The sequence below is a fragment of the Roseovarius sp. EC-HK134 genome (assembly GCF_902498815.1).
GTDB classification, from domain to species: domain Bacteria; phylum Pseudomonadota; class Alphaproteobacteria; order Rhodobacterales; family Rhodobacteraceae; genus Roseovarius; species Roseovarius mucosus_A.
Genome location: NZ_LR701544.1, coordinates 2933386 through 2947202, shown reverse-complemented (window position 1 = coordinate 2947202; position 13817 = coordinate 2933386). Strand labels below are relative to the sequence as shown.

Genomic DNA, 13817 nt, shown 5'->3' with positions numbered 1-13817 from the left:
TGTGCTACCCTCAGGCCCCAATGGCCAGAGGTCGCCCGCCCAGCGTCGCTTGCTCAGGATCCCGCAGCACATAGCCGCGCCCCCAGACCGTCTCGATGTAATTGACACCATCGGTGGCCTCGCAGAGTTTCTTGCGCAGCTTGCAGATAAACACGTCGATGATCTTGAGTTCCGGTTCATCCATGCCGCCGTAGAGGTGGTTCAGGAACATCTCTTTGGTCAGGGTTGTGCCTTTGCGCAGGCTCAACAGCTCCAGCATCTGGTATTCCTTGCCGGTCAGATGCACCGGCTTGCCGCCCGCATCCACCGTCTTGGCATCAAGGTTCACATTGATCTTGCCGGTGCGGATCACCGATTGCGAATGCCCCTTGGACCGCCGGATGATGGCGTGGATACGCGCCACCAACTCATCGCGGTGGAATGGCTTGGTCAGATAATCATCCGCCCCAAATCCGAACCCTTTGATCTTGCTTTCGGTGTCATCCGCCCCTGACAGGATCAGGATCGGCGTGGCAATGCGCGCCAGTCGCAATTGGCGCAACACCTCGTGCCCGTTCATATCCGGCAGGCCCAGATCCAGCAAGATAAGGTCGTAATCATAGAGCTTTGCCAGATCTATGCCCTCTTCCCCCAGATCGGTGGTGTAGACATTGAGATTGGCATGGGTGAGCATCAACTCGATGCTTTTCGAGGTTGTCGGATCATCCTCGACCAAAAGTACGCGCATTGGGGACTCCATGGATCATTGTTTTGATACCGATCACACTGCTCAAAAATGGTTAACTACCCGTTACCATTGTTTCAACATCTCAAATGCTCAACCTGCAGTTATCGATACGCCCCCAATGCCGTGACCTTGAGCGCACCCTCCCCATGCTTGGCCACCGCGGCAATCCAGCCGTCAAACTCCTCTTCGCTCAGCCCATAGGTTTCGAGCGCCTCACGCCGCGAGATCAGCCCATAGGCCACCCCGCGCACCACCGCCAACTTGCGCGATGCAACCCATCGCGCCGTATCGGCGGGCGGCAAATCCGCCCGGCTGAACACCGTTCCATCCGCCAAGGTAACAGCCCTTGGCCCTTCCACTTTCTTCAGATACATGACGCTCACCCCTTTGGTCTGATGCACCCAGAATGGCGCTTTCAGGCTTAATGCGGTGTGAAACCGGGTCTTGAGAGTGTTTAGGATTTTCCTATATTCTGAAACACCCGAGCGGAGGCCGCCATGGCATTGGACATAAATAAACCATTGAACTCCCTTGGGTTTCCGAAATCCCCGGCCGAAACCCGTGTGGTTGTCGCCATGTCGGGCGGCGTTGACAGCTCGGTTGTGGCCGCACATCTGGCCGCCGAGGGCTATGATGTGGTGGGCGTCACCCTGCAACTTTACGACCATGGCGCGGCTCTGGCCAAGAAGGGCGCGTGCTGTGCCGGGGTGGATATCCACGACGCCCGCCGCGTTGCCGAGGAAATGGGCTTTCCGCATTACGTGCTGGATTACGAGAACATCTTTCGCGATGCCGTGATAGACGAATTCGCTGATAGCTATCTTGCCGGAGCCACGCCCGTGCCCTGCATCCGCTGCAATGAACGGGTCAAGTTCAAGGACCTCTTGGAAACCGCCCGCGATCTTGAGGCGGATTGCATGGCGACCGGCCATTATATTCAGCGCAAGATGGGCGTGCAGGGGCCGGAATTGCACAGCGCCACTGATTCGGCGCGCGACCAGTCCTATTTTCTGTTCTCGACCACGCCCGAGCAGCTCGAATTCCTGCGCTTCCCGCTGGGGCATCTGCCCTCGAAACAGGCGACGCGTGAATTGGCCGCGCAATATGGCCTGCAAGTCGCGGACAAACCCGACAGTCAGGACATCTGCTTTGTCCCCAACGGCAATTACGCCAGCGTGATTGAAAAACTGCGCCCCGGTGCCGCAGAACCCGGTGAGATTGTCCATGCCGATGGCCGCATCCTTGGCACACATGAGGGCGTCATCCATTACACCATCGGTCAGCGTCGCGGCCTTGGCATCGGCGGGCTGGAAGAGCCGCTCTATGTCGTGCGCCTTGACGTCGACACGCGCCGCGTGATCGTCGGCCCCAAGGACATGCTCTCGACCCGCACGGTGCCCCTGCGCGAAATCAACTGGCTGGGTGATGCCCCCCTCACCTCTCAGGCGGAATGGCATATCTCGGTCAAGGTCCGCTCCACCCGCCCCCCGCGCGAGGCGGTGCTGCGCCCCATTTCCGCCACCGAGGCGACGGTTGAATTGCTGACACCAGAGGAAGGCGTCTCGCCCGGTCAGGCCTGCGTTTTCTATGAAACCACCGGCACCCGCGTGCTGGGCGGCGGCTGGATCTGGCGCGGCGCGACAGTTTGAGGCGTCAACTCGCCCCGCTCAGGTGTTGAAGAGAAAGTGCAAAACGTCGCCATCCTTGACCACATAGCTCTTGCCCTCAGACCGCATCTTGCCCGCGTCCTTGGCCTTTTGCTCGCCGCCAAGTGTCACGAAATCGTCATAGGCAATCGTCTCGGCTCGGATGAATCCGCGCTCGAAATCGCCGTGGATCACGCCCGCCGCCTTGGGGGCCGGCGTGCCTGCCGGAATGGTCCAGGCGCGCGCCTCTTTGGGCCCGACGGTGAAATACGTCTCAAGATGTAAGAGGCCATAGCCCGCCCGGATCAGCCGATCCAGCCCCGCCTCTTCCAGCCCCATCTCGGTTAGAAACATCTCCGCTTCTTCCGGCTCGAGCTTGGAGATTTCCTCTTCGATCTGCGCAGAAATCACGACTGAGGCCGCACCTTGCTCTGCGGCCATCTTTGCCACCGCCTCAGAATGGGTATTGCCGGTCGCGGCATTCCCCTCATCCACGTTGCAGACATAGAGCACCGGCTTGGCGGTCAAAAGTTGCAGCATTTTCCATGCTTTAATGTCTTCGGCATCCACCTCAACCGTGCGCGCTGGGCGTCCCTCTTCCAGCGCGGCCTGCGCTGCGGCCAAGAGCCGCTCGGCCTGTGCCGCCTCTTTATCGCCGCCCTTGAGCTTGCGTTGCAGGCCTGCGCGCCGCTTTTCAACCGACTCAAGATCAGACAGCATCAATTCGGTCTCGATCGTATCGGCATCCGCCACCGGATCAACGCGCCCCTCGACATGGGTCACATCGCCATCCTCAAAGCAGCGCAGCACATGCGCAATCGCATCCGTCTCGCGGATATTGGCCAGAAACTGATTGCCCAGCCCCTCGCCCTTGGACGCCCCTTTGACCAGCCCGGCAATGTCCACAAAGGTCATGCGCGTCGGGATGATCTGCTTGGATCCGGCAATCTGCGCCAATTTGTCCAGCCGCGCATCGGGCACGGCCACCTCGCCCACATTCGGCTCGATCGTGCAAAAAGGAAAGTTCGCCGCCTGCGCCGCAGCCGTGCGGGTGAGCGCATTAAAGAGCGTGGATTTGCCAACATTGGGCAGGCCCACGATTCCCATTTTAAAGCCCATCTCAGACCCTCCATGCGGTGAATTGCGCGCATCTACGGGTTTGCGCCCCCCAAGGTCAAGCCGGGCATTGATTTCCCGCGCGCTTTGCGCCAAACCCGCACGGACCCATTCGAAGGACAGACCAACATGACACGTATCGACGCCAAATTCGCAGAGTTGAAGGCCGCCGGTAAAAAGGCGTTCGTTTCCTACATCATGGCGGGCGATCCGGATTATGACACCTCGCTCGCGGTGATGCAGGGGCTGCCTGCTGCGGGGGTGGATATCATCGAATTGGGCGTGCCCTTTACCGATCCGATGGCGGATGGGCCGACCATCCAACTGGCCGGTCAGAGGGCGCTGGCGGCGGGCATGACGCTTGAAAAAACCCTGGCCATGGCGCGAGAGTTCCGTAAAGGCGATGACAGCACGCCCATCGTGCTCATGGGCTATTACAACCCGATCTACAATCGTGGCGTGGACAAGTTCCTGACCGATGCCACGGCCGCCGGGATCGACGGGCTGATCGTGGTTGATCTGCCTCCCGAAGAGGATGACGAACTCTGCATTCCGGCCAGCAAGGCGGGGATGAATTTCATCCGCCTCGCCACCCCCACCACCGATGACAAACGCCTGCCCAAGGTGCTCGAAAACACCTCTGGCTTTGTTTATTATGTCTCGATCACCGGCATCACCGGGGCAGCGGCGGCAGAGGCGGCGGATGTCGCCCCCGAGGTGGCACGCATCAAGGCTCAGACCGATCTACCGGTGATCGTGGGCTTTGGCATCCGCACGCCGGAAACTGCGCAGACGATTGCCAGCGTTGCCGATGGCTGCGTCGTAGGCTCGGCCATCGTGGGCGAGATTGCCAAGGGCAAAGCGGTCACAGAGGTTTTGGCCTTTGTGAAAGGTCTGGCCGACGGGGCGCACCGCGCCTGAGCGCCATGCCGAATAGTTAATAAAACGTAAATATAACGGATAGTTGCGGGTCGAAGCTATAGCGCTCTGACTTGACTCACCGCGCGGCCTCACGTATAGGTTGTGACATGCTGGACGAAATGGGCAACGGCCCCGGGGGAAACCCCGGAGGCCGTTTTTTCATGTCGAGCAGACAGAGGGGCCCACCGAAACACACCACTCATGAGGCAAGAGCACGCATGGTTTTGATCACCCCCGACGAGGGGCCCACCGGCCTGACCACCTCGATCAACGCGCTGGAACAGCAATTGGCCGACATGCGCGTCGATCTGGCAGAGATCTATCAACGGATCAGAGCCGGTGATCTGGATGAATTGAAAAACGCGACCAAGGCCACCGCGGAGATCCGGCAATGGCTCAAAATCGCTCTGGAAGCGGAGGCACAACTTGAACGACGCAGAAAAGAAGACCTTGGTATTGTCCATGGATACGCCCTCGATTTCGACGACGCCCGGCATCAGATCGGGTGCCGATTGGATCGTCTCAAACGGGCAAGCTGTCCGGGACGACTTTCTCGATGCCCTGAGTGACGGCGAGCTTATGGCCCTGCCCTATCTCTTCGAGTTCTGGGCGCTGCCACATCAACTGCCGCCCTCGGGCGATTGGCGGACATGGGTGATCATGGGCGGGCGCGGGGCGGGCAAGACGCGCGCTGGGGCAGAATGGGTGCGGTCCGAGGTCGAAGGCGCGCGCCCCATGGATACAGGCCGCTGCAAGCGGATCGCCCTTGTGGGCGAGACCATTGATCAGGTGCGCGAAGTGATGATCTTTGGCGAAAGCGGCATTCTCGCCTGTTCGCCCCCCGACCGCCGCCCCGAATGGCAGGCCACGCGCAAGCGGCTGATCTGGCCCAATGGCGCGGTGGCACAGGCCTTTTCGGCCCATGATCCCGAGGGCCTGCGCGGCCCGCAATTCGACGGGGCCTGGGTGGATGAGCTGGCCAAGTGGAAACGCGCGCGCGAAACCTGGGACATGCTGCAATTCGGCCTGCGGTTGGGCGAAGCGCCGCGCGTCTGCGTCACCACCACGCCGCGCAATGTGGGCGTGCTCAAGGATATTCTTGCCACCCCCAGCACTGTGACCAGCTCCGCCCCCACCGAGGCCAACCGCGCCCATCTCGCCGAGAGCTTCCTTGACGAGGTGCGCGCACGCTATGCAGGCACGCGGCTTGGGCGGCAGGAACTGGATGGCCTGCTGATTGACGAGGCCGAGGATGCGCTCTGGAGCCCCGCCATGCTAGAGGCCGCGCGCGTCGACACCTTGCCCGAATTTGACCGCGTGGTGGTGGCGGTTGATCCTCCGGTTTCGGGCCATGCCGCATCGGATGAATGCGGGATCATTGTGGTCGGGGCCATCACGCGCGGCCCGGTGCAGGACTGGCGCGCCTATGTTCTGGCCGATGCCAGCGTCAGCGCCGCCAGCCCCGCCCGCTGGGCCCGCGCCGTGATCCGCGCACGCGAGCTTTGGGGGGCAGAACGGGTGGTGGCCGAGGTCAATCAGGGCGGCGATCTGGTGGAACAGGTGATCCGGCAGGTCGACCCCCTCGTGCCCCTGCGCAAGGTCCACGCCAGCCGGGGCAAGGTGGCACGGGCAGAGCCGGTGGCAGCACTTTATGAACAGGGCCGGGTGCATCACGCGCGCGGGCTTGGCACGTTGGAGGATCAGATGTGCGCCATGACCGCGCGCGGCTATGAGGGCCGTGGCAGCCCCGACCGCGTCGATGCGTTGGTCTGGGCGCTCACCGATCTCATCGTGGAACCCGCCTCGAAATGGGTCCGCCCAAGGGTGCGCGGGGTCTAAAGCGCATCGTCGACGGGGGCCTAACGTCCCGGGCCTGCCCCGGGACATCGGCGCCGCCCCCCACGCGACGCCGGGCACGATAGCTTAACGCTGCCATGGGTCTTTTGATCCATGCGGGGGGCATGCAGGCTTAATTCAAGGATAAAGGCGCAAGGTACACGGCTCTGTGCACTGTTCAGACGTAGACGATATCGCTGACCCAAGACCGGTTCGGCATGTCTGGCGCAAAGACCCGGTTCACCTTGTCATCGGCTTGGGGTGCTGAATGGTCATAAGGCCCCGATTTCCAATAATCGACAGGAACCCAAAGATCCGGTAGCGCGGCCCTGACATTTTGTTTTTAAGGGCTTTCTTGGCATTGGCTGATTGGTAGATGCTAAATCCAAAGCATCAACCCAGTCTGAACCATCGGGCCAAGCGTAGATTCCAAAAGCAGACATAAAGAGACAGACAAACCCACATTCAGTTGAAAAATATAGCCCTTTTTCTTGACAATACCTCCTCTGGACGCCCAAGTCTCTTCCGCGTACCGCCCAACCCAAGGACCCTGCCATGATCCCCACCACCTACCCGCCCAAGGATGAGATCGCCCGTCTGACCGCCCGCATGCTGCTGGAAATCGGCGCAGTGCATTTCAACGCGGACACGCCCTTTACGCTGGCCTCGGGCCTGCCCTCACCCACCTATATCGACTGCCGCAAGTTGATCTCCTATCCGCGCATCCGCAGCACCCTTATGGATTTTCTCTCGATCACCGTGATGCGGGAAGCCGGGTTTGAGGCGTTCGACAATATCGCGGGCGGCGAAACCGCGGGTATTCCCTTTGCGGCCCTTGTCGCCGAGCGTATGGCCCTGCCCATGACCTATGTGCGCAAGAAACCGAAAGGCTATGGGCGCAACGCTCGCATCGAAGGGGCCATGACCGAGGGGCAGCGCGTGCTCTTGGTTGAGGATCTCACCACGGATGGCGGCTCAAAGCTCAGCTTTGTGGATGCCATCCGCGAAACCGGGGCCACCTGCGGCCATACGGCGGTGATCTTTTACTACGGCATTTTCCCCGAGACCGAGAAAACCCTTGGCGATCACAGCGTGGCCCTGCATCACCTCTGCACGTGGTGGGATGTGTTGGCCGAGGCGCGCACGCAAGCGATTTTCGAGACCGCTACCCTTGACGCGGTCGAAGATTTCTTGCGCGATCCCCGTAAGTGGCAGGCGGCACACAAGAAATAAATTTGTCCTCAGGGGATGGGGATAAACCACCTCTCGAATCGTAAAATGCTTCGATATGTGGTAGGCTAGGAAAATCCTAATACAGGATATGGGCGGCGCTTCTGTGGCGCGGCCCTATCCACCGACTTATCCCGCCAAATGCCCACAGGTTTATACAAGTGGCGAGCGCGCAAGGATTGGCCTAGAACTCTCGAACCAAGACTACCGACACGATACCGATAAAACACCGAACAAACGGGGACCGCAGGCATGAACGAGATCAGCGCTTTCAATCCGACTGGGGCAGAGATTCAATCCGCTGAAAGCGTGCCGCATTCGATCGAGGCTGAGCAGCAACTTCTCGGTGCGATCCTGACAAATAACGATGTCTATGACCGCATCGCCGCCATTATCGGCCCACAGCATTTCTACGACCCCGTCCATGCCCGTATTTTCGAAACCGCCGCCGCCCGCATCGCCAAGAATAACCTTGCCTCGCCCGTAACCTTGCGCGCGTTCCTCGAAAATGATGAGGGATTAAAAGAGCTTGGCGGGCCTGCGTATCTTGCCAAACTGGCCGGTGCCGCGATCTCGACCTTCGCCGTGCGCGACTATGCGCAGATGATCTATGATCTGGCGATCCGCCGCGCGCTTATTGCCTTGGGTCATGACATCGCCGGCAAGGCGGCCCGCGTCAATGTCGATAGCGAACCCAAGGATCAAATCGTCGAGGCCGAACAAAAGCTCTACCAATTGGCTGAGCAAGGTCAGTCCGAGAGCGGATTTCAAAGCTTTCTCAAGGCTGTAACAGACGCTGTTAATGTGGCCAACGCCGCCTATCAGCGCGAAGGCGGATTGGCAGGTATCTCAACCGGGCTGGTCGATCTTGATGGAAAACTGGGCGGGCTGCACAAATCCGACCTTCTGATCCTTGCGGGTCGCCCCTCGATGGGCAAAACCTCGCTCGCGACCAATATCGCCTTTAACGTAGCCAAGGCCTATCGCCGAGGCACGCTGCCCGATGGGTCAGAGGGGGCTGTGGATGGCGGCGTCGTGGGCTTCTTCTCGCTTGAAATGAGCGCCGAACAATTGGCCGGTCGGGTGCTGGCCGAAGCCTCGGAAATCTCTTCGCACAAGATCCGTCAGGGCGACATGGACGAAAGCGAGTTCCGCCGCTTTGTCGAAGCCGCCAAGACACTGGAATCCTGTCCGCTCTATATCGACGATACTGCCGCGATCCCGATTTCACAACTTGCCGCGCGCGCGCGACGGTTAAAGCGCACGCATGGTCTTGATCTCTTGATCGTCGACTACCTGCAACTTGTGCGCGGGTCCTCTGACAACCGGGTGCAGGAGATTGGCGAAATTTCCATGGGGCTCAAGGCAATAGCCAAGGAACTTAATATTCCCGTCGTGGCCCTTTCGCAGTTGTCGCGCCAAGTCGAAAGCCGCGAGGACAAGCGCCCGCAACTCTCGGACCTGCGCGAGTCCGGCTCGATCGAACAGGACGCCGATGTCGTGATGTTCGTGTTCCGCGAAGAGTATTACAAGGAACGCGAAAAGCCGGGCGATCACGAGATGGATAAGATGGCCGAATGGCAAGAGGCGATGTCGCGCCTGCATGGCAAGGCCGAAGTCATCATCGGCAAACAGCGCCACGGCCCCATCGGTACGGTTGAATTGAGCTTTGAGGCGCAGTTCACCCGCTTTGGCAATCTGGTCAAGCCCTGGCAACAAGGCGGAAACGCCGACTACTGAAACCTGCGATGGACGGGGGCGCTGCCCCCGAACCCCCGAGGTATTTCGGGCCAGATGAACCGCAATTGATAGCAAGACACGCCGACCATGCCCCGATATGCCCTCCGGATCGAATATGATGGCGCGCCTTTTGCCGGATGGCAGCGGCAGGTCGATCACCCCTCTGTGCAAGGTGCCGTCGAGGCGGCGCTGGCGCGGATTGAACCGGGGCCCCATACCATCGCCGCCGCCGGGCGCACGGATGCAGGCGTGCACGCGATTGCCCAGGTGGCGCATTGCGACCTGACACGGGAATGGGGCACGTTTCGCCTGTCAGAGGCGCTCAACTATCACCTCAAACCTTTGCCCGTGGCGATTACGGCCTGCGCGCGTGTCGCTGAAGACTGGCACGCAAGGTTTTCCGCAAACGAGCGGCGCTATCTTTTTCGCGTCATGTCCCGACGCGCCCCTGTTACGTTGGACCGAGGCCGGGTTTGGCATGTGCGCCCAAAGCTCGATATCGAGGCGATGCGCGCAGGCGCACAACATCTGATCGGGATGCATGATTTCACCACTTTCCGCTCGACCATTTGTCAGGCGGCAAGCCCAATCAAGACATTGGACGCCATTGAGATTTCAGAGCACGAGAGCGCCATGGGCCCCGAGATCCATTTCCGCCTGCGCGCCCGGTCGTTTCTGCACAATCAAGTCCGCAGTATCGTGGGCACGTTGGAGCGTGTGGGCGCGGGGTCTTGGCATCCCGATGAGGTGCGCGCCGCACTGAACGCACGCGACCGCGCCGCCTGTGGCCCGGTGTGCCCCCCTCATGGCCTCTATCTGGCTGGGGTCAGCTATGCGCAAGACCCGTTCGCCGCGCAAGATTAGGCTTTGATCTTGTGTCCTTGCCACGCTAAGACCCTGCCCAGCGGTCCCGTAGCTCAACCGGATAGAGCACCTGACTTCTAATCAGGATGTTGGGGGTTCGAGTCCTCCCGGGATCGCCAGATATTGTGAATCCGCTGTCTTATGTGCGCCGGCCACCTGTGTTTGTGCGCGATGCAGGCGATAACGCAAATCTGACTTGGCCTCTTGCCACGCCAGTAGTTAGCGCGTTGACGCCCGTTTCAGGATATCCGCCGCATTCGGGTGATTGAGCAGCGCTTGCCCCACCTCGAATTGCAGGTGGCTGGGGGCGTTCTGGCCTGCAATCTGTCGGCTCAGCGCCTCTTTGAGATCGGCGGGCAGTGCAGCAGAGGTGCGCGGATCGACCAGCAGGGTTTCGGCAGCAATCCCTTCGGCATAGATGATTTGATGCCGGTCAAAGAGCAGTTGAACGTAGTCTATGAAACCGCCGCTCTCGCGGCGCACGGTATCCCCGTTGACCAGATGCCGGGCGCGCACCAATACTTCGGCCCGGCCCGCACCAAGGGCATCCGAGCGCTGGTAAATAAAGAGCCGATGATCGGGGCTGACCAACAGGTCGTTTTCATTGTGCAACGCCCCAGCAGAAATCCGAATGGGGGCGAAATCCCCGACCGCTCGAACGGTCGAGTGCCCGACCCACCGAATTGGCCGCACCCCGTCATCGCGGGTAAGGACCATGTCGCCGCGCACCAAGGTTTCGACCGGGCGCTGTTCCCCCGTTGCCATGGTGATGTGGGTGCCCCGCGAGAACGACACGCACGCCACCTGAGCAAAGCGTTGCAGCACGTTCTCCGTGTCAATGCCCACCAGCGCATAGCCGGTCTTGGGCCGCATCTGCGCCAGCGGCATGGCAAAAACCTCTACCATGTTTCCGGCATCATCCACCTCGACCAGCACGATCATTTCGGTTGTGCGCCCGGTGCCCGACATCAACGTCAGGCAACAGTCGAGATGGATTTGCGCACCGGGTCGACCAACCTCGGAGCCGCGAGCGATTTTAAATGGTGCCCCCCCTGCCAGAGAAAGCGAGAGGCGAAGCTGCCGCGCTTGCGGCTGCAACTCATAGACATCGTCGAGGTCGAGCTCAGCCGCAAAAGACAGCGCATCCCCCATGTTCGCCCCGTTGACGACGCGAAAATCCAATCCCGTATACACGGGCAGGATGTGGTCGGACGGGGCAAGATCAGAGGTCATGGGTGCAGTTGGTCCTGATATGGCTGGGGTCACAATTCTCTATCGGGCAGCGTAGTTTAGAATTGTGGTATCATGGCGTCAATGTGATGGACATGCCCTCGTGGACGAGGCCCGTCACACGCCCACTTGCAAGCATCTGGCCATTCTTGCTGACAGCGTGTTAATTTCGCGTTGATTAAGCAGGAGAGTGGATGATGGATCTGGGGATCAAGGGGAAACGGGCGTTGGTCTGCGCCGCGTCCAAAGGCTTGGGATTGGGCTCTGCGCGCGCATTGGCCGAGGCAGGGGTCGATCTGGTGATCAACGCACGCGGCGGCGAGACGCTCGAGGCGGCTGCAACGGCCATTCGTGCGGATTTCGACGTTACCGTTCAGACGGTCGCGGCCGACATTACCTCAGAGGCCGGTCGCGCAGCAGTGCTTGCCGTGGCGCAAGACGTGGACATTCTCGTCAACAATGCCGGAGGACCGCCGCCGGGTCTGTGGTCTGATTGGGACCGCGAGGATTTTATCCGAGCACTCGACGCCAATATGCTGACCCCTATCGCGCTGATAAAGGCCTTGGTCCCCGGAATGATGGCGCGGGGCTGGGGCCGTGTGGTCAACATTACCTCGCAATCGGTCAAGGCGCCGATCCCGGCGCTAGGTCTTAGCAATTCGGCGCGCGCAGGCCTGACAGGCTATGTCGCGGGCACGTCACGGCAAGTGGCTGGCAGCGGCGTCACGATCAACAACCTGCTACCGGGTATCCATGCCACGGATCGCGCCACAGCACTGGATGAAGGCGTGGCCAAAGCACAAGGGATCAGCATGGAGGAGGCAAAGGCGCGCCGCTGTGCCAGCATTCCCGCTGGGCGCTATGGCACGGCGCAGGAATTTGGCGCGGCTTGTGCCTTTCTCTGTAGCCAGCATGCGGGTTTTATCGTGGGACAAAACATCCTGCTGGATGGCGGCGGCGTCAACGCAACGCTCTGATCGCGGGCATCACGAAAGCGGGATCAGGTTACATAAACTCTGGTGCTGGAACGCTCTGGTCATTAGCACTGGAGCAACCATTCCACGGAGGAAACACACGTCATGCAAGCATTGGCGATTATTGGCCTTTTTGGCCTCGTCATTCTGGGCAGCCTGTTCGTCGCACCGCGTCGCGCCACGATTGAAGGTTTTTTCAACGGCACCGGCACGGATGGCCGAGCGCCAGGTCTTTGGGTGCTGGTCCTAAGCCAGGTCACAACCTGGATTTTCGCTCGTTCTTTGATGAATTCGGCCATTCTGGGGTATTTCTTCGGGATTTGGGGCACGCTGGCCTATGCTGCTTACTACGGCTCTTTCCTGAGCGGCGGCTATATCGTAGGCCGATTGCGTGCAGGTGGCGCGGGCTCTGTGCAGGATTGGCTGGGCACACATTTTGGCGCAATGGGCAAGGCCTGCTACAACTTCGTCATTGCTCTGCGGCTCTTGTCCGAGGTTTTTGCCAATCTGCTCGTGGTGGGGCTGATCTTTGCCGCAGCCCTGCCTGAAATGGGCATCGCGCGCGACGCCTCTATCCTGATCGTCGCGGTGCTTGGGTTGGCCTATAGCGCTTGGGGCGGGCTAAGCGCGGCGCTGCGCACCGATGTGTTGCAGATGGTGGTATTCTTGGGCGTTTTCGCGGTTGCCTTTGTAGCGCTGGTGATCAGCCCCGGCTTTGACCTTGGGGCCGTGCTGACCGCGCCGGGCACTTCCGGTGCCTGGAGTGGCCAAGTTCTTTTGCTGGTGGCGCTGTTGCAGGTGTTCTCTTACCCCGCACATGACCCGGTGATGATGGATCGCGGCTTTATCGCCGATCCCGAGACAACGCGCCGCTCTTTCCTGCATGCCTTCTGGATCTCTACGCTCTGCATTATTGGCTTTGGCTTTTTCGGCATTCAGGCTGGATTGGTCGGGGCGGAATATGAGGGCGAGTTGATTGGCACTTGGGCCACGATGTTCCCGGCATGGCTTTTTGTGGCGTTGCTCGTGTCACTGCTTATTTCAGCTCTCAGCACGCTCGATTCCGCACTGGCCAGTGCCGCGCGGCTTGTGGTGGACGAGCTGAAACTGGGGCAGCGGTCGCTTGCGGGTGGGCGCATGGCAATGATCGCGTTCATGGTGGTTGGCACCGGTCTGACCCTATGGGGCAATCAGACGCTGTTCGACGCTGTGGCCATCAGCGGCACGGCCAGCATGTTTCTGACACCTATTCTGATCATTGGGCTGGTGATGGGGCGTCATATCGCACTCTGGTCCTATCTGGTGGCTTTTGGTGCGGCGATGTTCGGTGCCGTGCTCTACTTCGCGCGCGAAGCCGACTGGGCCGTTGCGCTACTGCCAGAGGCCCATAAATACGAGCAGCTGTTGGTCATCTGCGTGGGGGTGTTGATCGCTGGATTTGCCGCGGTGATGATGGGCGCTCGACGCAGCTGAGCCGGGCGTGTTCCAAAAGAACAGGGGGCAGGCCAACACCGGCCTGCCCCCTTTTTCGTT

Annotated in this window: 13 protein-coding genes and 1 tRNA gene; 10 read left to right on the top strand and 4 right to left on the bottom strand. The window is 60.4% G+C overall.

The window, feature by feature from the left end; all coding sequences use genetic code 11:
- Positions 1-10: 10 nt before the first annotated feature.
- Both ctrA and GC127_RS18105 read right to left on the bottom strand, forming a co-directional pair.
- The gene (gene ctrA, locus GC127_RS18110) at positions 11-727 is read right to left on the bottom strand and encodes a response regulator transcription factor CtrA (RefSeq protein ID WP_008282199.1); all 717 of its coding nucleotides are present in this window, start codon (positions 725-727) and stop codon (positions 11-13) included.
- A gap of 101 nt (positions 728-828) precedes the next feature.
- The gene (locus GC127_RS18105; RefSeq protein WP_081508463.1) at positions 829-1101 is read right to left on the bottom strand and encodes a DUF1153 domain-containing protein; all 273 of its coding nucleotides are present in this window, start codon (positions 1099-1101) and stop codon (positions 829-831) included.
- Between the two features lie 123 nt (positions 1102-1224).
- Between GC127_RS18105 and mnmA the strand changes: the two genes are divergently transcribed.
- Positions 1225-2376 carry a tRNA 2-thiouridine(34) synthase MnmA gene (mnmA, locus tag GC127_RS18100; protein ID WP_008282197.1) on the top strand — a complete coding sequence of 384 codons (1152 nt, stop codon included), beginning with the start codon at positions 1225-1227 and terminating at the stop codon, positions 2374-2376.
- 18 nt (positions 2377-2394) lie between these two features.
- Here mnmA and ychF read toward each other — a convergent pair whose 3' ends face one another.
- Positions 2395-3492, bottom strand: a complete 1098-nt coding sequence (gene ychF / locus GC127_RS18095; protein WP_008282196.1) for a redox-regulated ATPase YchF — start codon at positions 3490-3492, stop codon at positions 2395-2397.
- Between the two features lie 126 nt (positions 3493-3618).
- Here ychF and trpA point away from each other — a divergent pair, with 126 nt between their 5' ends.
- From trpA to GC127_RS18060, 7 genes are all read left to right on the top strand, one after another.
- The gene (gene trpA, locus GC127_RS18090; protein ID WP_151979206.1) at positions 3619-4410 is read left to right on the top strand and encodes a tryptophan synthase subunit alpha; all 792 of its coding nucleotides are present in this window, start codon (positions 3619-3621) and stop codon (positions 4408-4410) included.
- Between the two features lie 107 nt (positions 4411-4517).
- On the top strand, positions 4518-4979 hold the full coding sequence (locus GC127_RS18085; RefSeq protein WP_151979205.1) for a hypothetical protein: 462 nt from the start codon (positions 4518-4520) through the stop codon (positions 4977-4979).
- A 10-nt stretch (positions 4980-4989) separates the two neighbouring features.
- Positions 4990-6249, top strand: coding sequence for a DNA-packaging protein (locus GC127_RS18080; protein WP_081508462.1), 1260 nt, complete (start codon positions 4990-4992; stop codon positions 6247-6249).
- Positions 6250-6801: 552 nt separating this feature from the next.
- The gene (locus GC127_RS18075; RefSeq protein ID WP_151979204.1) at positions 6802-7479 is read left to right on the top strand and encodes an orotate phosphoribosyltransferase; all 678 of its coding nucleotides are present in this window, start codon (positions 6802-6804) and stop codon (positions 7477-7479) included.
- A 249-nt stretch (positions 7480-7728) separates the two neighbouring features.
- On the top strand, positions 7729-9216 hold the full coding sequence (locus GC127_RS18070; protein WP_008282191.1) for a replicative DNA helicase: 1488 nt from the start codon (positions 7729-7731) through the stop codon (positions 9214-9216).
- Between the two features lie 87 nt (positions 9217-9303).
- Positions 9304-10080, top strand: a complete 777-nt coding sequence (gene truA / locus GC127_RS18065; protein ID WP_151979203.1) for a tRNA pseudouridine(38-40) synthase TruA — start codon at positions 9304-9306, stop codon at positions 10078-10080.
- A gap of 42 nt (positions 10081-10122) precedes the next feature.
- Positions 10123-10199, top strand: a tRNA-Arg gene (locus GC127_RS18060).
- 100 nt (positions 10200-10299) lie between these two features.
- On the opposite strand, the gene GC127_RS18055 is transcribed toward GC127_RS18060, so the two are convergent.
- Complete coding sequence (locus GC127_RS18055; protein WP_151979202.1) at positions 10300-11313, bottom strand: Hint domain-containing protein; 1014 nt, start codon at positions 11311-11313, stop codon at positions 10300-10302.
- 194 nt (positions 11314-11507) lie between these two features.
- Here GC127_RS18055 and GC127_RS18050 point away from each other — a divergent pair, with 194 nt between their 5' ends.
- Positions 11508-12287 carry an SDR family oxidoreductase gene (locus GC127_RS18050; protein WP_151979834.1) on the top strand — a complete coding sequence of 260 codons (780 nt, stop codon included), beginning with the start codon at positions 11508-11510 and terminating at the stop codon, positions 12285-12287.
- A 102-nt stretch (positions 12288-12389) separates the two neighbouring features.
- A complete protein-coding gene (locus GC127_RS18045; protein ID WP_081508458.1) occupies positions 12390-13757 on the top strand; it encodes a sodium:proline symporter in 1368 nt (455 codons plus the stop codon).
- Positions 13758-13817 lie beyond the last annotated feature (60 nt).

Coding starts and splice junctions, on each gene's coding strand:
- GC127_RS18085 (WP_151979205.1), top strand. CDS start 4,518: ATGCTGGACGAAATGGGCAACGGCCCCGGGGGAAACCCCGGAGGCCGT.
- GC127_RS18075 (WP_151979204.1), top strand. CDS start 6,802: ATGATCCCCACCACCTACCCGCCCAAGGATGAGATCGCCCGTCTGACC.
- GC127_RS18055 (WP_151979202.1), bottom strand. CDS start 11,313: ATGACCTCTGATCTTGCCCCGTCCGACCACATCCTGCCCGTGTATACG.
- ctrA (WP_008282199.1), bottom strand. CDS start 727: ATGCGCGTACTTTTGGTCGAGGATGATCCGACAACCTCGAAAAGCATC.
- GC127_RS18070 (WP_008282191.1), top strand. CDS start 7,729: ATGAACGAGATCAGCGCTTTCAATCCGACTGGGGCAGAGATTCAATCC.
- truA (WP_151979203.1), top strand. CDS start 9,304: ATGCCCCGATATGCCCTCCGGATCGAATATGATGGCGCGCCTTTTGCC.
- GC127_RS18050 (WP_151979834.1), top strand. CDS start 11,508: ATGGATCTGGGGATCAAGGGGAAACGGGCGTTGGTCTGCGCCGCGTCC.
- GC127_RS18080 (WP_081508462.1), top strand. CDS start 4,990: ATGGCCCTGCCCTATCTCTTCGAGTTCTGGGCGCTGCCACATCAACTG.
- GC127_RS18105 (WP_081508463.1), bottom strand. CDS start 1,101: ATGTATCTGAAGAAAGTGGAAGGGCCAAGGGCTGTTACCTTGGCGGAT.
- ychF (WP_008282196.1), bottom strand. CDS start 3,492: ATGGGCTTTAAAATGGGAATCGTGGGCCTGCCCAATGTTGGCAAATCC.
- GC127_RS18045 (WP_081508458.1), top strand. CDS start 12,390: ATGCAAGCATTGGCGATTATTGGCCTTTTTGGCCTCGTCATTCTGGGC.
- mnmA (WP_008282197.1), top strand. CDS start 1,225: ATGGCATTGGACATAAATAAACCATTGAACTCCCTTGGGTTTCCGAAA.
- trpA (WP_151979206.1), top strand. CDS start 3,619: ATGACACGTATCGACGCCAAATTCGCAGAGTTGAAGGCCGCCGGTAAA.